General features: G+C 58.1%; 16 protein-coding genes. 4 read left to right on the top strand and 12 right to left on the bottom strand.

Annotated elements, in window-relative coordinates; genetic code table 11:
* The first annotated feature begins 165 nt into the window (after window positions 1–165).
* From BMX55_RS13575 to BMX55_RS13565, 3 genes are all read left to right on the top strand, one after another.
* Window positions 166–474 (top strand): DUF485 domain-containing protein, encoded by a 309-nt coding sequence (locus tag BMX55_RS13575; protein ID WP_091458608.1) that lies wholly within the window; start codon window positions 166–168, stop codon window positions 472–474.
* Window positions 471–2,198 carry a cation acetate symporter gene (locus BMX55_RS13570; RefSeq protein WP_091458607.1) on the top strand — a complete coding sequence of 576 codons (1,728 nt, stop codon included), beginning with the start codon at window positions 471–473 and terminating at the stop codon, window positions 2,196–2,198. The genes BMX55_RS13575 and BMX55_RS13570 overlap by 4 nt, the downstream gene beginning before the upstream one ends.
* Window positions 2,199–2,325: 127 nt before the next feature.
* The gene (locus tag BMX55_RS13565; RefSeq protein WP_143059683.1) at window positions 2,326–3,480 is read left to right on the top strand and encodes a hypothetical protein; all 1,155 of its coding nucleotides are present in this window, start codon (window positions 2,326–2,328) and stop codon (window positions 3,478–3,480) included.
* Here BMX55_RS13565 and BMX55_RS13560 read toward each other — a convergent pair.
* The 8 genes from BMX55_RS13560 to BMX55_RS13525 are packed head-to-tail and all read right to left on the bottom strand — an operon-like array spanning window position 3,477 to window position 12,385.
* On the bottom strand, window positions 3,477–4,139 hold the full coding sequence (locus tag BMX55_RS13560; protein ID WP_091458604.1) for a 3'-5' exonuclease: 663 nt from the start codon (window positions 4,137–4,139) through the stop codon (window positions 3,477–3,479). The genes BMX55_RS13565 and BMX55_RS13560 overlap by 4 nt on opposite strands.
* The gene (locus BMX55_RS13555; protein ID WP_091458633.1) at window positions 4,136–5,956 is read right to left on the bottom strand and encodes a DUF294 nucleotidyltransferase-like domain-containing protein; all 1,821 of its coding nucleotides are present in this window, start codon (window positions 5,954–5,956) and stop codon (window positions 4,136–4,138) included. The genes BMX55_RS13560 and BMX55_RS13555 overlap by 4 nt, the downstream gene beginning before the upstream one ends.
* Before the next feature lie 47 nt (window positions 5,957–6,003).
* A complete protein-coding gene (locus tag BMX55_RS13550) occupies window positions 6,004–6,657 on the bottom strand; it encodes a 2-hydroxychromene-2-carboxylate isomerase (protein ID WP_091458602.1) in 654 nt (217 codons plus the stop codon).
* On the bottom strand, window positions 6,654–6,941 hold the full coding sequence (locus BMX55_RS13545; protein ID WP_091458600.1) for a DUF1289 domain-containing protein: 288 nt from the start codon (window positions 6,939–6,941) through the stop codon (window positions 6,654–6,656). Before BMX55_RS13545 ends, BMX55_RS13550 begins: the two co-directional genes overlap by 4 nt.
* A gap of 55 nt (window positions 6,942–6,996) precedes the next feature.
* On the bottom strand, window positions 6,997–7,926 hold the full coding sequence (locus BMX55_RS13540) for a hydroxymethylglutaryl-CoA lyase (protein WP_091458598.1): 930 nt from the start codon (window positions 7,924–7,926) through the stop codon (window positions 6,997–6,999).
* A complete protein-coding gene (locus BMX55_RS13535) occupies window positions 7,923–9,956 on the bottom strand; it encodes an acetyl/propionyl/methylcrotonyl-CoA carboxylase subunit alpha (protein ID WP_091458596.1) in 2,034 nt (677 codons plus the stop codon). The genes BMX55_RS13540 and BMX55_RS13535 overlap by 4 nt, the downstream gene beginning before the upstream one ends.
* A gap of 30 nt (window positions 9,957–9,986) precedes the next feature.
* The gene (locus tag BMX55_RS13530) at window positions 9,987–10,766 is read right to left on the bottom strand and encodes an enoyl-CoA hydratase/isomerase family protein (protein WP_091458631.1); all 780 of its coding nucleotides are present in this window, start codon (window positions 10,764–10,766) and stop codon (window positions 9,987–9,989) included.
* 11 nt (window positions 10,767–10,777) lie between these two features.
* Complete coding sequence (locus tag BMX55_RS13525) at window positions 10,778–12,385, bottom strand: carboxyl transferase domain-containing protein (RefSeq protein ID WP_091458593.1); 1,608 nt, start codon at window positions 12,383–12,385, stop codon at window positions 10,778–10,780.
* A gap of 191 nt (window positions 12,386–12,576) precedes the next feature.
* Here BMX55_RS13525 and BMX55_RS13520 point away from each other — a divergent pair, with 191 nt between their 5' ends.
* Window positions 12,577–13,566: an AraC family transcriptional regulator gene (locus BMX55_RS13520; RefSeq protein WP_091458629.1), complete on the top strand. Its 990-nt coding sequence runs from the start codon at window positions 12,577–12,579 to the stop codon at window positions 13,564–13,566.
* 19 nt (window positions 13,567–13,585) lie between these two features.
* On the opposite strand, the gene BMX55_RS13515 is transcribed toward BMX55_RS13520, so the two are convergent.
* From BMX55_RS13515 to BMX55_RS13500, 4 genes are read right to left on the bottom strand one after another with little or no spacing between them, the layout of a single operon-like run.
* The gene (locus tag BMX55_RS13515) at window positions 13,586–14,980 is read right to left on the bottom strand and encodes a hypothetical protein (RefSeq protein WP_091458591.1); all 1,395 of its coding nucleotides are present in this window, start codon (window positions 14,978–14,980) and stop codon (window positions 13,586–13,588) included.
* The gene (locus BMX55_RS13510; RefSeq protein WP_177172912.1) at window positions 14,977–16,368 is read right to left on the bottom strand and encodes a ParA family protein; all 1,392 of its coding nucleotides are present in this window, start codon (window positions 16,366–16,368) and stop codon (window positions 14,977–14,979) included. Before BMX55_RS13510 ends, BMX55_RS13515 begins: the two co-directional genes overlap by 4 nt.
* Window positions 16,368–16,799: an SAM-dependent methyltransferase gene (locus BMX55_RS13505; RefSeq protein ID WP_091458589.1), complete on the bottom strand. Its 432-nt coding sequence runs from the start codon at window positions 16,797–16,799 to the stop codon at window positions 16,368–16,370. The genes BMX55_RS13510 and BMX55_RS13505 overlap by 1 nt, the downstream gene beginning before the upstream one ends.
* A gap of 47 nt (window positions 16,800–16,846) precedes the next feature.
* Window positions 16,847–18,061: an HD-GYP domain-containing protein gene (locus BMX55_RS13500; RefSeq protein WP_218144504.1), complete on the bottom strand. Its 1,215-nt coding sequence runs from the start codon at window positions 18,059–18,061 to the stop codon at window positions 16,847–16,849.
* Window positions 18,062–18,064: the final 3 nt, after the last annotated feature.

Below are 18,064 nucleotides of genomic sequence, written 5' to 3'. Positions count from 1 at the left end.
GGTAATTACCAACGGGTTTTCCCCAGTAAATCAAATAGTTAAATGACAGTTTTGTGCGATTTTCGTAAGGAGTTGGTCAGACGGCATTTGCAGAATGGGCCAACGTCGCGAAGCCCGTGTGTTTTTGTGGCTTTGCCTTTCATCCATTCCTGAGGAGACAACGCGATGAGCGATCCGGTGGTAGACAAAATACAGAGCCATCCCAAGTACCTGGAGTTGCGCAGTAAGCGCGGCGGTCTAGGCGTGTTCCTGACCATTTTGATGTTGGTCGTCTATTACGGCTACATCGCCCTCATTGCCTTCAACAAGCCTTTTCTGGCCCAGCCTATCGGCGCTGGCGTCACGTCTTTGGGTATTCCCATCGGCTTTGGCGTGATCGTTTTCACCATTGCCATCACTGGCTACTATGTCAATCGCGCCAACGGTGAGTTTGACCGCTTGACCCAAGAAATCCTGAAGGACGCTTCCAAATGAAGGTTCATACACAATTGTTGGGCGCCTTGGTAGCGCTGCTGGCTGCCGGGGGCGCCTACGCCGCTGGGGCTGATGTGGGCCAAGCGGCCAAACAGGCCACCAACTGGACGGCCATCATCATGTTCGCCACTTTTGTGGCCGGTACGCTCTACATCACCAAGTGGGCTGCCTCCAAAACCAAATCTGCCGCCGACTTCTATACCGGTGGTGGTGGTATCACTGGTTTTCAAAATGGCTTGGCCATTGCGGGCGACTACATGTCGGCTGCTTCTTTCTTGGGTATTTCCGCTGCGGTGATGGCTTCGGGCTATGACGGCCTGATCTACTCCATCGGCTTCTTGGTGGGCTGGCCCATCATCACCTTCCTGATGGCCGAGCGCCTGCGTAACTTGGGCAAGTTCACCTTTGCCGACGTGGCCGGTTATCGCTTCCAACAAACCCCCATTCGCGCCTTTGCTGCCTCCGGCACGCTGGTGGTGGTGGCCTTCTACCTGATCGCACAAATGGTCGGTGCAGGTCAGCTCATCAAGCTGCTGTTCGGCTTGGAATACTGGATGGCTGTGGTCATCGTTGGTGCTCTGATGATGATTTACGTGCTGTTTGGCGGCATGACAGCCACCACTTGGGTGCAGATCATCAAGGCCGTGCTGTTGCTGGCAGGCGTGACCTTCATGGCCATCATGGTGCTGGCCCAGTTTGGCTTTAGCCCCGAAGCGCTGTTCGCTAAGGGCGTTGAAGTGCGTACCGCCATTGCCGCTAACTCTGGCAAAACACCTGAAGAAGCTGCCAAAATCGGTTTGGCTATCATGGGCCCCGGTGGCTTCATCAAAGACCCCATCTCTGCCATCTCTTTCGGTATGGCCCTGATGTTCGGCACTGCTGGTCTGCCTCACATCCTGATGCGCTTCTTTACCGTGCCTGATGCCAAAGAAGCACGCAAGTCCGTGTTCTGGGCTACCACATGGATCGGCTACTTCTACGTGCTGATTTTCATCATCGGTTTTGGCGCTATCACCTTGGTGCTGACCAACCCTGAGTTTGCTGATGTCGCCAAGGGCGTGATCCATGGCGGTGCTGGTACGGCCAACATGGCTGCGGTGCTGGTGGCCAAGGCTGTCGGTGGCAACGTGTTCTACGGCTTTATCTCTGCTGTGGCTTTTGCCACCATCTTGGCTGTGGTCGCTGGTTTGACCTTGTCGGGCGCTTCTGCTGTGTCGCACGACTTGTACGCTACCGTCATCAAGAAGGGTAACGCTGACAGCGCCGCTGAGCTGAAGGTCTCGCGTATCACTACGCTGGCTCTGGGCATCATCGCTGTGGTGTTGGGTATTGCGTTTGAAAAGCAAAACATCGCCTTCATGGTGTCGCTGGCCTTCGCTATTGCTGCTTCGGCCAACTTCCCTGTGCTGTTCATGTCCGTGCTGTGGAAAGACTGCACCACCCGTGGCGCCGTGATCGGTGGCTTCTTGGGTCTGATCTCCTCCGTAGCCCTGACCGTGGTGTCGCCATCGGTGTGGGAAGCTACGCTGGGCAATCCTAAGGGTTCCGCTTGGTTCCCCTACAGCTCGCCTGCCCTGTTCTCCATGACCATCGGCTTCTTGGGTGTCTGGCTGTTCTCGATCACCGACAAGAGCGCCAATGCCGCCCGTGAACGTGCTGCCTTCCCGGCACAGCGCGTGCGTTCGGAAACCGGTCTGGGTGCTTCGGGTGCTTCTGGCCACTAAGCCAAGGCCCTGACCAAGGCGCCATCGTTCTGCGCTGGTGCCTGTCTTCTACAAAAACCGGGTCTGGTAGCCCGGTTTTTTTTCGCTATCTTGCAGCACATTGCCTGCCTTCATCAAGGAGTTTCGATTGAAAGCCGTGCTTGCGCGTATCCCTGCCAGCTTGTTTTGTGCCGCTACTACCCTGCTAGCCACTGCTGCGGCAATCGCTGCTCCAGCCACTGCCCCCTTAGCGTACCAAGGCACTTGGAAGGGCAGTATTGGCACACAGCCCGTAATGGTGTGCCTATCGCCCCTAGCGGCCCAGTATTACCACCTGCAACAGCGCCGGGGCCTGTGGTTAGAGGCCACCTCCAGCAGCCCCCATGCCTTGCGCCAAGCCTTGCACACTGGGCAGCTTGCCCTGACCGAAAAAGTGCATGAGGCTGGTAGTTTTGAGCTGCGCCCGCTGGCACACTGGCAGTTGGAGCCTGATACCCAAGGCGGGCTGCATGGCACTTGGCGCGACTTAGCCAGTAGCAAAAAGCTGCCCATTCAATTGCAGCGCCTACCCACCTCCGAGCAGGGGGCACCACAAGAAGATGCCGCTTGTGATGCCAGCTTTTATCGCCCCATCCAAGAAGCCCATGCGGTGCAATCGCACCCCCGGCAACACCAAGGGCGGCCCTACCAAGAGTTGCGCACCCCCGTTGCCCGCGCCTTGCAATTGCCGGGCAATAGTCCGGGCATCGTGGCCTTGAACGCCTATGCCTACCAATGGCTGGGCGAGCAAGCCCTGCAAGACTACGAATGCACGCGCATGGGCGGCAGCACTTGGGACAGGACCCTAGAGCCGCTGTTTTGGACAGATAGCACGCTGGTGCTGCGCGACTTTACCCCGGAGGTGTATTGCGGGGGCGCACACAATTTTTCTTCGGTGTCGTACCTGACTTGGAACTTGAACGCCGGCACACCCATCGTGGTTTGGGACTGGTTGCAAGGTGGTGCCAAGGCGGCAGCACCGCAACACAACCCCTCTGGTGACGCCATACGTACCCCCTTGCGGGCACTGCTAGAAAAGCACGACCCGCGCAACACCCCTGCAGACGATTGCGCCGAAGACGCTGAATACATGGAGATGGCCCAACCCTACCCCACCCCCCAAGGGTTGGTGTTTGACACCCAGCACTCCCATGCCATGCGCGCCTGCAACGACAGCATATCCCTGAGCTGGCGTCAGTTGCAGCCGCTGCTAACACCAGCGGGCAAAGAGGCCATGCTGCATTGGCGCAAAGCAGGGCGTTAGCTAGTGGCGGCCAACTGGCGCAGCTTGATAAAAGCCAAGGCGGCCATCACGGCGTCATTGAGGGCGTCGTGGGCATCGCGCCGGGGTAGCTGCAACTCAGCCATCAAGGTGTCAAAACGCAGATCAATGTCGGCATTTTCTTGCTGCTGATAGGGCGGAAGTTGCTGAAACTTGTAGTCGTAGTACAGCGCCGAGACTTCAATCTGTGGCTGGGGCAGGCCCGTGCCCAACAATGGGCGCATGGCCCGGTTGAGCATGGCTACATCAAACTCTAAAAAATAGCCCACCAGCGGCCTGCTGCCAATAAAGTGCAGCAACTCGTGCATGGCTTGGGCCAAGGGTAGCCCTTGAGCCACATCTTGCTCGCGCAGGCGGTGAATGCACACGCTCTCAGCAGACACACCCTTGTCGGGGCGCACCAATAGCTCTAGGCGCTGGCTGGTGAGGATGCGCTGGCCCGCAATGCGCACCGCACCGATAGAGATGATCTCGTCGCTGCGCACATTCAGCCCGGTGGTTTCACAATCGAGTGACACCCATTCATCGGCGGGTGGCGGCTCCCACAAGAAACGGTATTGTGGGTCCGTGAGCTGGCGCAACTGCCAGCGCCGCTGCCATTGTTGTAACAAGCGCCGGGGGGCCGAAATATTGTTGCTCATAACGCATCCAACCGGAAACGCAGGTGCAGCAGCACCTTAAAGCGCTTGACCACAGCAAGGGTGTCTTTGAGCAAATCGCGCTCTAGGCTGCTCAGGTGCTCAGGCAGCACATCGCCACTGACGGCATGGCCGGTGTCCAGTTCGGCCAGCCCAGCTTTCAGGCGCAGCCCCATCAAAAAGAACAGGCTTTCTGTCAGTTCAGCACCTTGGCTGGCACTGAGCGCGCCATCGGCCACCAGTGCAGTAATGCGCTCGGCAGTGCTAGTTTGCACGATGCGCCGGGCCAAGGCCAAACTGCGTACGCCATGCACAATCGGAAAAATACCTTCTTTTTTCAGGTTGAGGCCGCGCGCGCCGTGGCCGTTGCCCAGCAGGCGGCTCCACCAGCTGGCATGGTGCCCAAAGGAATCCACCACTGCTGCAAAACGGCCTAACAGGGCATCGTTGTCGATGGCCAGTTCCATCAATCGGGCGCGCACCTCATCGAGCAAACGGGCATCTCCGGCCACGGCATGGGCATCCATAAAGATGGCCAAGTGCATGGGGCTATCGGCATCGGGCAGCAACAGCCATTGCCGTGCTTTTTGCGCCCAGGCACTGACGTCATCGCGCCATGCCGAATTGCTCACCATGATAAAACCGGGGCATTCTGGGTAGCCAAAGCGGATCAACGCCTGAGAAAAGCGCTGGCAGATGGCATCTAAGTCTGCCGGTGGGGTGTAGCCATCGCGCAAGATCAAGCCGTTGTCTTGGTCGGTTTTGAGCAGTTGCTCGCCCCGGCCCTCGCTGCCCATCACAAACAGGCAACTGTTGCGCACCAGCTCTGGCGGAGCCAGCATTTGCCAAGCACGCTCAAACAGCCGGGCATTGAGCTGTTGCACCAAAGTGACCATCAAGCGGATACGAGTGCCGCCTCGGTAGAGCAAAGTGACCAAGCGGGTGATTTGGGCAGCGGCCTGCTCTAGCGCCGCCAAATCTTCAGCATGTTCAATTTGTACGGTAATCAGGTGCGAGTGGTTGGCCAGGAAGCTGAACATGTCCAGCGCCTCCAAAATGCCGTGGATGTCTCCTTGTTCATCCACCACCACCAAACGATGCACGCGGCTGCGCAACAACAGGGCCATCGCGTCACCCAATTGGTCACTGGGGCGCACTGTGACCACCGGCGTGCTGGCAAACTCGCCCACGGTGATGTGCTCTAAGGCACGGCCATCGAGCACTGCCCGCTGCAAGGTGGTGCTGCTAAAAATACCCAACTCGCCACTGGGCAAGCCTGTGACCAGCACGCTGTTGGTGCGCTGGGCCTGAAACAAACGCACCACCGAGATGATGTCGGTCTGTGCATCTACCGCATGGGCTGGGCGCAGGTAGGCTGCATCCACCCGCGCCAGCGTGAGCGATTGCAATTCGTGCTCATCGCCGCGCTGCGCCAGCGTGTTGAGTTTTTGCCCAATGTCCGAAAACAATAATGCGCCAAAAGTAGCATTGCGGGCAATGAGCGCATTAACGGCCTCGTGGGTAAGCTGGTAGGCCAGCACCTCTTCAGCGGCCACAAAGCGGCTGCTGACGTGCCCAGCCACCAAGCCCCGGCCATCAAAGGTATCGTCGGGGCCATAGGTAGCTAGCACCTCATCGCCTTCGCTCTGCGTGACATAGCCCTTGATGAGGATAAACAGGTGCGTGGGCACAGCACCCACATCGAGCACTACTTTGCCCTCAGGGAAGTAGGCGATATCGACATTCTTGCGCACCAACGCCTGTTCTTCAGGGTTAAGGCAGTCAAAGGGCGAAGCAGCAAAGTTGAAGGCATTGGGCATGGTGTCCATTCAACCCGGCGGGGCTTGCAAAAGGCTTGCAACGGAGATCAGGGTTTTCCTGTGTTAGCCGGTGGCAAGCCGCTAGGCACTTGGGCCACCTGCTGCCAATAGCTATCAAACCAAGCATCGCCCTCCAGATAGCCACGTAGCATGGGCAGGCTCTCTAGCCCCCAAAATATTTTGCCATCCACCTCAAAGGCGGGCACACCAAACACGCCCCGATCCGCTGCCGCCTCAGTGTTGGCCCAGAGCAAATCTTTGGCATCAAGGCCGCTGCTGCCTTGTTGTTGCTCGGTCAGTAACGCGCATAAGGTTTCGAGCCGGGTCGGATCAAGCGCATCATGGCCGCCTTGCCAGACGTGGCGCAAAAAAGCCCCCGCTGTAAAGCGGTTGATGCTGCCATCCATGCTGTAAGCCAGTGCCAAGCGCAACAACGGCAAGGGCTGGAAGGGGTGGTACGCTGGCATTTGCAACGGAATACCCAAGCGCTGGCCTACCCAAGTGACATGGCGATAAGTCCAGTCGCGTTTGGCCGGAATGCCCGCTGGGCCAGGATTGCCCTGCGTTTGCAACAGCGCCCCCAGCAAGACCGGGCGGTATTCGACGCTGTAGCTCAAGCCTTCTAGCACTTGGGGTAGCTTCTCAAAAGCCAGCCAAGCATAGGGCGACACAAAATCGAGATAAAAGGTGATGTGCTTCATGGTTGGGCTGGCTGTGGGGTGGCGGTAGGAGGAAAGGCTATGCCAGCACGCTGGGCCAGTTGGTGCCAAATGCCGAGGCGCTCGGCGCTATCGGCACCCGCCCAAGCGCGGATTTCTGCCACAGTACGAAAGCAGCCCTCACAATGGCTCTGGTCAGCGCTCATGCGACACACCGAGATGCAAGGCGAGGGCACGGCCTCGTCGCTATCAGGAGCAAAATAGCCCGCTTCAGCCAGTAACTGAGCGCGGGCGGTAATGGGTGGGTGAATGGTGGTGTCGTCCATATTTTTTCCGGAAAAATGGCCGCCATCATCCCACCATTTAGATCCCGTTCGTGATCTATCCTGCGCGGCGGTTGAGCATCGCCACCGCCACACGCGAATGCGACTGGCGACCCAGAAAATCGCTAATGTAGCTACCGGCGTCAATCAGCTTGTCCAAGTCGATGCCAGTATCAATGCCCATGCCGTGCAGCATATACACCACGTCTTCGGTAGCCACATTGCCGGTGGCCCCCTTGGCGTAGGGGCAGCCGCCCAAGCCCGCTACCGAGGATTGGAAGTTCCACACCCCCAGCTCCAGCGCCGCCAAGGTATTGGACAATGCTTGGCCGTAGGTGTCATGGAAATGGCCTGAAATATCGTCGATGGGGTAGTGGCGCAAGGTAGCCTCAATGGCAGCTTGCACCTTGCGCGGCGTGCCCACGCCAATGGTGTCGGCCACATCCACACGCTGCACGCCAATTTGCTTGAGCAGCCCGGCCAAATAGGCCACACGCTCTGGGGCGATGTCACCCTCGTAGGGGCAACCGACGGTGCAACTCATGGCAGCACGCACGCGGATGCCAGCAGCCAGCGCGGCCTGCACCACCGGGGCAAAGCGCTCAATGCTCTCAGCAATGCTGCAATTGATGTTTTTTTGGCTGAAGGCTTCACTGGCGGCACCAAAAACGACGATTTCGTCGGGTTGGGAGGCCAACGAGGCTTGGTAGCCCTGCAAATTGGGCGTGAGCACCGAGTAATGCACCCCCGGCTGGCGCTGGATGCCCGCCATCACCTGCGCGTTGTCGGCCATTTGTGGCACCCATTTTGGGCTGACAAAGCTAGTGACTTCAATCTCTTGCAGGCCCGCGTCTTGCAGGCGCTGCACCAAACCGATTTTCACCTCGGCAGGCACCGGGGTTTTTTCGTTTTGCAGGCCATCGCGTGGCCCGACATCAATCAGGCGCACACGGCTGGGGAGTTGGCTCAGGCTCAGGCTCAGGCTCATGCTGCCGCCTCCGCCACTTGCAGTTGCAGCAGCTCGGCCCCTTCGCTGACCTGATCGCCCGGCGCATAGAGCAACTCGACCACCACGCCATCGGCGGGGGCGGCAATGGTGTGTTCCATTTTCATGGCTTCCATCACGGCCAAGGGCTGGCCCTTGCTCACCTTGTCGCCCGCCTTCACGGCAAACGATACCACCTTGCCCGGCATCGGGGCCGTGAGGCGGCCACCTTCAGCATGGGTTTCGCCCGCGTGGGCCAGCAGGTCGATTTCAAGGATTTGCGTCGCGCCGCGTGCGGCAAACACATGCAGGGTTTCTCCTTGGGCATAGACGTTGACCAGCGCGCGCTCGTCGGCAAACTGCAAGGCAATTTGGCCATTGGCCTGTGGCTGGAAGCTCAGGGAGCCACTGGCGGCGCTGGCCGGGCTGTCTTGGCCGGGTTGTACCGCCAGTTGCAGGGCACCGCCGCCCAAGTAAGTGAGTTGAGCGCTGGCCGGGGCACCGCCAAACTCAAAGGCAAAGCTGCGCTGGTTGCGGCCATGGGAGCGCCAGCCATCGCGGCGGCTGAACGGGTCGGTACCCTCTAGGGTTTGCTCGGCCAGCAGGGTTTGGGCCACGGCGGCAGCAGCGGCCAGCGGCAGGCCCACGGTTTCTTGGCCAAACAGCACGGCGGCTTCGCGGGGGATCAGTGCCGTGTCCAGTTGGGCCGTGGCAAAAGAGGGGCTACGCGCCACCAAGCGCAAGAACTGCACGTTATTCGCCAGCCCAACGATATGGGTCTGTGCCAAGGCTTCGTCCAGACGAGCCAGTGCCTGTTCGCGGGTATCGCCGTGGACGATCAGCTTGGCGATCATTGGGTCGTAAAACGGGCTGATGGTGTCGCCCTCGCGCACGCCATCGTCAAAGCGCACCTCGCCACGGGCAAAGCTGGTGCAGGTGGGCTTGCGGTACACGGCCAGCGTGCCGGTGGCAGGCAAAAACTGGTTTTCGGGGTTTTCAGCGCAGATACGGGCCTCAATGGCGTGGCCGGTAATTTGCAGTTGCTCTTGCATCAGCGGCAAGGGTTCGCCAGCGGCCACACGCAGTTGCCACTCTACCAAGTCTTGGCCGGTGATGGCCTCAGTGACGGGGTGCTCCACCTGCAAGCGGGTGTTCATCTCCATAAAGAAGAAGGCCATGCTGCCATCGGGGCGTTGCTCGACGATGAACTCCACCGTACCCGCGCCCACGTAATTCACAGCACGGGCTGCCGACACCGCTGCCAACCCCATCTGGGCGCGCATTTCGGGCGTCATGCCGGGGGCGGGGGCTTCTTCCAATACCTTTTGGTGGCGGCGCTGCACCGAGCAGTCGCGCTCAAACAGGTAAACGTAGTTGCCTTGCGTGTCGCCAAACACTTGGATTTCAATGTGGCGTGGGCGCTGCACGTATTTTTCGATCAGCACGGCATCATCGCCAAAGCTGTTGATGGCTTCGCGCTGGCACGAGGCAAGGGCAGCGGCAAAGTCTTCGCTTTTCTCGACCACGCGCATCCCTTTGCCACCACCGCCAGCGCTGGCTTTGATCAGTACGGGGTAGCCAATGCGGTCGGCTTCGTGCTGCAACAGGCGCTCATCTTGGTCGGAGCCGTGGTAGCCGGGCACCAGGGGCACGCCCGCCTTTTCCATCAGTTGCTTGGATTCAGCCTTCAAACCCATCGCTTGGATGGCCGAGGCAGGCGGGCCAATAAAGACTAAACCGGCCTTGGCGCAGGCTTGGGCAAATTCTTCGTTCTCGCTCAAAAAGCCATAGCCGGGGTGAATGGCTTGGGCACCCGTGGCGTGGGCGGCCTCAATAATCCGCTCCCAGCGCAGGTAGCTGTCTTTGGGGGCGCTGCCGCCGATATGCACGGCTTCATCGCAAGCGGCTACGTGCTTGGCACTGGCGTCGGCGTCAGAGTACACGGCCACGGTCTTGACACCCAAGCGGTGGGCGGTAGCGGCGACACGGCAGGCGATTTCACCGCGATTGGCGATCAGGATTTTTTTAAACATGGTGCTTCTTTCCAATGTTCTTGTAATAGGTCAGGCCAGCCAGCGGGGCTTGCGTTTTTGCAAAAAGGACTGCACGCCCTCCTTGCCTTCGCTGCTGGCACGGATATCGGCAATGGCTTCGACGGTGGCAGCGATCAGCTCGGCGTTGATTTCGCGTTCGGCCACGTCTTGCACCAGTTTTTTGCAGGCCCCCACAGCGTTCGGGCTGGCAGCGGTGATGGCCTTGGCCAGTTCATCCACCTTGGCATCGAGGGCTTCTGGGGCCACCACGGCATGGACAAAGCCAGTGCGCAACGCCTCGGCAGCATCAAAGCGCTCGGCAGTCAGAAAGTAGCGGTGGGCAGCGCGTGCGCCCATCGCCCGAATCACATACGGGCTGATGGTGGCCGGAATCAAGCCCAGCTTGACTTCGCTCAGGCAAAAACCGGCGCTGTCCACGCTCACAGCCATATCGCACGCTGCCACCAAGCCCATACCCCCGGCATACACATCGCCCTGCACACGGGCGATGGTGGGCTTGGGGCATTCGTAAATCACGCGCAGCATTTCGGCCAGCTTGCCAGCGTCTTGCAGGTTCTCGCCGCGCGTGTAGTCGGCCATGCGGCGCATCCAGTTGAGGTTGGCTCCGGCACAGAAGGCTGGGCCTTCGGCGGCCAGCACCACGACGCGGATATCGTCACGGCGGCCCACCTCGGTAAAGGCGGCGGTGATCTCGGCAATGACTTCATCGCTGAAGGCGTTGCGCACCTCCGGCTGGGTCAGGGTGATGGTGGCGCGGTGGCCGTCGTAGGTGATAGACAGGGCGGTCATGCTCAATCCCATCACATGCGGAAGATGCCAAATTTGGTGTCTTCAATCGGCGCATTGCGCGTGGCCGATAGGCCCAGCGCCAGCACGCGGCGCGTGTCGGCAGGGTCAATCACGCCGTCGTCCCACAGGCGGGCGCTGGCGTAGTAGGGGTGGCCTTGGTCTTCGTACTGGCGGCGGATCGGAGCTTTAAAGGCTTCTTCTTCTTCCATGCTCCAAGTGCCGCCCTTGGCTTCGATGCCATCGCGTTTCACGGTAGCCAACACGCCCGCGGCTTGGTCGCCGCCCATCACGGAGATGCGCGCATTGGGCCACATCCACAAAAAGCGTGGGCTGTAAGCGCGGCCACACATACCGTAGTTGCCTGCGCCAAAGCTGCCGCCAATGATGATGGTGAATTTGGGCACGCTGGCCGTGGCTACTGCCGTGACCATCTTGGCACCGTTGCGGGCGATGCCTTCGTTTTCGTACTTGCGGCCCACCATAAAGCCAGTGATGTTCTGCAAGAACACCAGCGGGATTTTGCGCTGGCAGCACAGCTCAATAAAGTGCGCGCCCTTGAGCGCCGACTCCGAAAACAAAATGCCGTTGTTGGCGATGATGCCGACCTGCATGCCCTCAATGCGGGCAAAGCCGGTAATCAGCGTGGTGCCGTAGCGGGCTTTGAACTCGTCAAACTCGCTGCCATCGACAATGCGGGCGATGATCTCGCGCACGTCAAAGGGCTTGCGGGTATCTACCGGAATGACGCCATACAGCTCTTCGGCGGCAAACAACGGCGGCACCGGGGCGGTGTCAGCGGGGTTGGGGGTTTTGCTGCGGTTGAGGTTGCGCACCGCATTGCGCGCCAGCGCCAGCGCGTGCATATCGTTTTGCGCCAAATGGTCGGCCACCCCCGACAGGCGGGTATGCACGTCGCCACCGCCCAAATCTTCGGCGGTGACTACTTCGCCCGTAGCGGCCTTGACCAGCGGTGGGCCACCCAAAAAGATGGTGCCTTGGTTTTTGACGATGATGGATTCATCGCTCATCGCCGGAACGTAAGCACCGCCAGCGGTACAAGACCCCATGACCACGGCAATCTGCGCGATGCCATCGGCGCTCATGGTGGCTTGGTTGAAGAAGATGCGGCCAAAATGATCGCGGTCTGGGAACACGTCGTCTTGATTGGGCAAATTAGCGCCACCCGAATCGACCAAATAGATACAGGGCAAGCGGTTTTGCTGTGCCACTTCTTGGGCACGCAGGTGCTTTTTGACGGTGAGCGGGTAGTAGGTGCCGCCCTTCACGGTGGCATCGTTGCAGACGATCATGCAATCAATGCCACTAACGCGCCCAATGCCGGCAATCAAGCCAGCGCCGGGGGCATCGTTGTTGTACATATTGAGCGCGGCCAGTGGGGCCAGCTCTAAAAACGGTGTGCCGGGGTCGAGCAGCATTTGCACACGGTCGCGTGGCAGCAGCTTGCCGCGTGCGGTGTGTTTGGCACGGGCGGCCTCGCCACCACCAGCAAAAATGGTGCTGATTTGCGCGTTCAGGTCAGTGACCAGCGTGCGCATGGCGCTGGCATTGGCTTGGAAGTCAGCCGAGCGGGCGTTGAGTTGGCTCTGCAAAACGGGCATGGGGGTCTTTCCGGGGCAAAAAGGGGACGGTGTATAGGGCAAGAATACGTCTTCTAGTGGTGTAGCGGGTGCCAGTAGGGTTGCAAATTGCGCCATGCTGGGCCACACTGGCACCCGTGAAAACCCTGATTTGCTCCGCTGCTGCTGCGGCCTCACCCCTGTCTCTGTCCAGTGGCCCTGCCGCTACGCCGATGGCCTTTGTACAAGCCATTGTTTATGCCTGTGAACGGGCCAAAATCGACCCGGCACCGCTGTTACAGCAGGCACAAATTGCGCCAACACAACTGGAAAACCCTCAGGCCCGCATTACCGCTTGGCAGTTTGAGCGTCTGTCTGATGTAGCGATGCGTACCCTCGATGATGAAGCGCTAGGCTGGTTTGAACGCCGCCTGCCTTGGGGCAGCTACGGCATGTTGGTACGCGCCTCTATCAGCTCGCCTACACTGGGCGTAGCCTTGAGGCGCTGGTGCCGCCACCACAACCTACTGACCGAGGCCATCGCCCTGCGGCTAGAAACACGCGATGGTTTAGCCACGTTGTCTTTAACCGAACGGCAAGATTTGGGCATGCTGCGCGAGTTCTGCTTGGTCTCGGTGCTGCGCAATGTCCACGGCGTGGCTTGCTGGTTGATTGATTCGCGCATTCCGTTGCAGGGGGCGCAGTTTCCATTTCGGGCACCAGCGCACCAAGATGTGTATCCCTTGTTATTTCCGGGGCCGGTGCAATGGGGGACTGCACCCGCCGTGTTGCGTTTTGATGCCCGCTATCTGGCCTTGCCACTGGCTCGTGATGAGGCAGCCTTGCGCCAAATGCTGCAACGTGCCCTGCCCCTGACGGTGTTGCAATACCGCCGTGACCGGCTCCTGGTGCAGCGGGTGCGCCAAGTGCTGGCCGCCGACCCCGGTGCCAGCCACAGCGCAGAAGCGTTGGCAGTGCGCCTGCACCTGTCACCGCGCACCCTGCACCGCCAACTCAAGGAAGAAGGGGCCTCCTTACAGGCCCTGAAAGATGAGGTACGGCGCGAGCGCGCCATCAGCCTGCTACACCGCACCGACCGCCCGATCAAGCAAGTGGCGCACGATACTGGCTTTACCAACGACAAAAGTTTTATCCGCGCTTTTCGCGCTTGGACGGGGCAATCTCCAGCGGAGTTTCGGCGCAGTGCGCGTCAAGGGGCATAAGCAGCTACCTACAAAAGCCTCAACTCCGGGGCTTCACCCCCCCCTTGCGGCCTAAACCAAAGCCAACACGGTACAGGTCGGGCATGTCGATGCGACCGTCCCTTTTGGTTTCTAGCAAGCCAAGACGCTGCAAATCTTCACGCACCCCATCCCAGCCACGATCAACGTGTTGTGCTGGAAGACGATCAGAATTAATCTCCTGCGCACCAGCAGGAAAATTCGCTCTCCATTTTTCTTGCACAGCATCAAACTCCACAGGTACGTTCATGCCGCTCAAGGCGGAAAGAACATCGGGCACCCACGGGTAATCTTCGGCCATTTCTTGAACCCGAATCGCCGAAGCCTTTTGGATACCACGCTTAATGCTCTCAAAATGCAAAGCGTAGTTATGGTCAGAATAACGTTCACTAGAATCTTCAGCTGCCTGTCGGATGGCGGCAAGGAAAGATCGTGGTGATGTCTGTCCACGTCCATCCGCCAAATGCCCAACCGACCATGTGTATGGCACCCCACGGCGTTTGTCTCGCCCCATCCAAGGGCCTGCCAGCGTTTCAAAAGCTTTTCTCTGTGCCTCGGACTCGGATTTCATATCTTTGGCAACATGCCACACACTATCCAGCGCATCGCTCTGGCAGATTTGGCGCATACCTTCACCGTGTATACCCGGTGCATTCACCAGTCGTTGCCAAAGCAAACCATGCAAATCGTGCCTAGCCCATGTTAATTCGGCCTTAGTTGCCGTTAGCTTGGATGCATCTGGGAAGTTAAATACCGTGCGTTCTGCCTGATCCTCACGCAGAAACACCTTGGCATATAGACCAGAAAAGGTTTTTAACCACAGAATAGTGCGCAACAGGCCCCGCACAATATTATCCATTCGCTGCCACTCTGAACTTGTCCGATCCAGCGCGTCAAAGAGAATCAATCCCTTCCAATCGCGTGGACGTTGCATCAAACGTGCAGCAGCCTCTGGGTCAGACTTTAGCCATTCCACAGTGTTTGGCCAGCTGTCGATGGGAATAGTTTCATTGGCCCGTCGTGCAACCCAGCGCAAAACCACTGCGCGCCACAAATCGTAAGGGTCGCCATTGCCGTCAAGAAAATTGGAAAAAATGTCGTCATTCGGGTAATTTTCTATGGCCGGTAGATTACCAAAGCCAGCAAACACCTCAATATCTTGCAGTTCTGATGCCACTGTCCCCAGTTGGTTACGAAGCAGTTCGGATTGCAGTGCTGCTGTCCAAAATGATTTACCCACACCCCGGCCACCCACAACGATATGGGCATCCAATCTCAAGGCTTTGAGGTGTGAAGGCGGCAAATACAAGGTTCCGGGCTTTGGGGTTTCGCCAAAGTTACTGGTCTCCAAGGTGGCTGCCAAGATGGCTTCACGTAGTTTTTGAGCTTGAGTCATAACGCTTTCCTTGGATTGACAACACTGCTGACACCATCAATCACCGAACCAAATACAGACTGCACCTCTTGGGGGTCAATGACAGCCAATCGCCCCTGCAAGGAGCGCAGGCCCGCAAAACTACGGTGCCAGTTCACAGCCCACGGATGGTGTGGAGCGCCCTCGTCAGTTTCATCAAAATTCCAGCCTTCACTTAATCTATCAACCTGCCACGTGCCATCAGGCCTACGTCCAACCTCCTTTGCATGAATGGGTGCAATTTCGTCGTAAAGCGTATCAACGAAAATTTCATACGAATGCTCGCGCAGGCCAGCAAGGTATTCGACCCGATCAAGCTCAGGAACGATAGCACCCACCACCTGTAAACGTTCGCGTATTTGTTGTGCCACACCGGCACGCAACCATTGCTCAAACAACATCTGGTAGCCAATCCAAGTCTGATTGCCCTCCAATGCAAACAGCAAAATCAGGTTGGCTCCCATATCAGTAATGCATGCAGAAGCAATCTCGTCAATGCCAGAACGTGAATCAATTAGCACCACATCCGGTTGGATTCGTGCCTCTAGCGCCTGCAACAACCGTTCTAACCGGGCCGACCATGCTTCACGCGTACCGTCTTTGTGCAATTTTGGCATCCAAACACGGCCCAGCTTGGCAATGTATTCACCATGCTCCGCGCCATGCGCAGGTACCACATGGATTTCACCATCATGGGAAAGATTGCTAGTCGCCACCATGCTGTCGAAAATTACATCGCCGTTGTCTACCAAGTCCTCGACCAGCCAGTCGGTGATGCCATACATGGGCTGACGTTCCGGTGGCAGAAGCGCGGAAGACAAACCGGGGGATTCCAGATCAAGATCAAGCACCAATACCCGTTGGCCTGCCTGTGCCAAATGCCATGCCGTGGCAGCCAAAGCGGTTGATCGACCTACGCCACCCTTAATAGAAAAGAACACGATACGCGACGTACCCTCGGCTTCGGGCGCAATGCGCGTCCAGTTGGCTTCGGTGGCCAGTCGATCTACCACCCACACATTGGCGAACCCATCCACTGGATAACGGGTTGCCCCTTGGCAAGCTTGCTCCCGGCTGGTTTCAAAAAGAATTCCAGTGTTATTGGGAGAAGCATGTGTTCCCAAACGTTGCATTAAATTTGAGGCCAGATGATTCCAAAGTCGAAGTAGCTCACTTTCTTTGATTCGCTCTGGCAAGATCAAACGCACGCGCCCATTGAGATCTCGATTGATAAGTAGCCAATCTTCTTCACTGCTTAAAAAACCATTTAAGGAGCCTTTATATTCTTGTAGCCATCTTTCAACGATAGGCAAAATCAGATCAAAGGTTGGTATAGGGTCTGGAAATAATTCAAAAAATTTTTTACTCATCATAGCAACCCATCTCGTTGTGCCCTTTTTATCAGCCCACAGACAACCATCGCGCCAGCTTGGTGGGCCTGTACCTCTGCTTGATTAAAGTTCGATCGAGGAGCATAGCGGTCGGACACGTCCCAATCGCTAAAAGGGTTGTTGGTGGGCAACTCATAGCCCACACCTTCCATCCTGCCGCTGCGGTAGCTCTCAAAGCGAGCCCAGATGATGTTGGCGTGATTCCTGTCTTCGCGAACTACGGGGCTGCCAGTCGTAGGATGAATATCCATCCCGAACCTCATCATCAGCCGTTTCAGTCCACATTCTGCTGCCATACCGTACAAATGATCGGCATTGGCCCACCGTTCGTTCTGAAACAGGTGCTCGGCATCATCCCAATGTCGTTGATGAGCATCCAAGAAATCCGCAGGTTTTGCCGTGTTAGCCATGAATGCACTCCGTAACTGCTCTGCACTTTACAGGAAAGGCTTGTCTGTCAGCCACAGGCAGCGTCCATAGCCGCTGGCAGTTGGGCCTCCAACACATCCAAAATCTGCGCTTCTATCCTCCCCTCGTCTTGCAAAGAGCGCATGAATGACAGCGCCTCAGCCGCCGTCAGTCCGGGGCGATAAGGGCGGTTTTGCACCATCGCCTGAAAAATATCGGCCACACGCAAAATGCGCGCCTCTAAGGGGAGCAACAGGCCATCGACATGGAACGGGTAGCCACTGCCGCCGGGCTCCTCGTGGTGATAGGCCGCCCACAGTGCCACTTCTTCAAAACCCAAAATGCTGCGCAAAATCTGAAAGGTTTCAAAACTGTGCGTGTGAATCACTCGGCGCTCATAGGCATCGAGGGCACCGGGTTTTTCTAAAATTTCATCGGGCACGCGCAGTTTGCCCAGATCGTGCAGCAAGCCTGCTATTTCGATTTTGTCGCATTGCTCTGCATCTAGCCCCATGCACTGCGCCAGCAAACACGACAGCCGGGCCACCCCGTGGGAGTGCTGCGCCGTAAATGGGCTTTTGGCATCGACGATGCGGGCAAACAAATCAGCCACCTGCCGAATCTCTGGGCCATGCGCAGGCACGGGCTGGGCGCGGGCCAATTGCTGCTGCAAGCATTGATCGACCGCTCTGGGTTCGAGCCACAGCCAGAAGGCTTCCGTGCGAGCGATCTCCATAAACGCCTCTACCAACTGCGGAGCAAAATGGCTGCCTACACGCCGGGCAATTTCAGCACAGATGCTATCAGTATGAAACAGTGCCGTATGGCTGGCATAGTAAGGGGCTGCCAAGGTATCTACCCGATCGACCAAATAGACCAGATTGGCCTGCAAGGCCACCTCTGACGCCACAGGCAGGGTTTGCAGCACGCTCCACAAGGTGTGGTGGTAACGTATGGGCAAGGCCATACTGGACAGGGGCGCAAACCCTAGCAGTAGGTCGTGCCCCAAAATGGTGTGATCTTGGGAGCCTACCCAGTCAAACTCGGCCACCAGATGCTGGTGCATGCGGGTGGAGGACACGCCAATATCGTGCAACATCCCCAACTCAAACATAAAGTCACAAGCGGCGGGCGACCAGCCCAGCGTTTGGGCACAGCCACAGGCCATGACGCCCACCCGCTTGCCGTGGGCCACATCGTCTACACCCACCAAGTCCAGCGCATCGGACAGAGCATAGATGATGTGGTGTAACTCGGCTTCCAAGGG

The sequence above is a fragment of the Giesbergeria anulus genome (assembly GCF_900111115.1).
GTDB lineage: Bacteria > Pseudomonadota > Gammaproteobacteria > Burkholderiales > Burkholderiaceae_C > Simplicispira > Simplicispira anulus.
The sequence above is the reverse complement of the archived record's forward strand: the minus strand, read 5'-3'. Positions and strand labels throughout refer to the sequence as shown.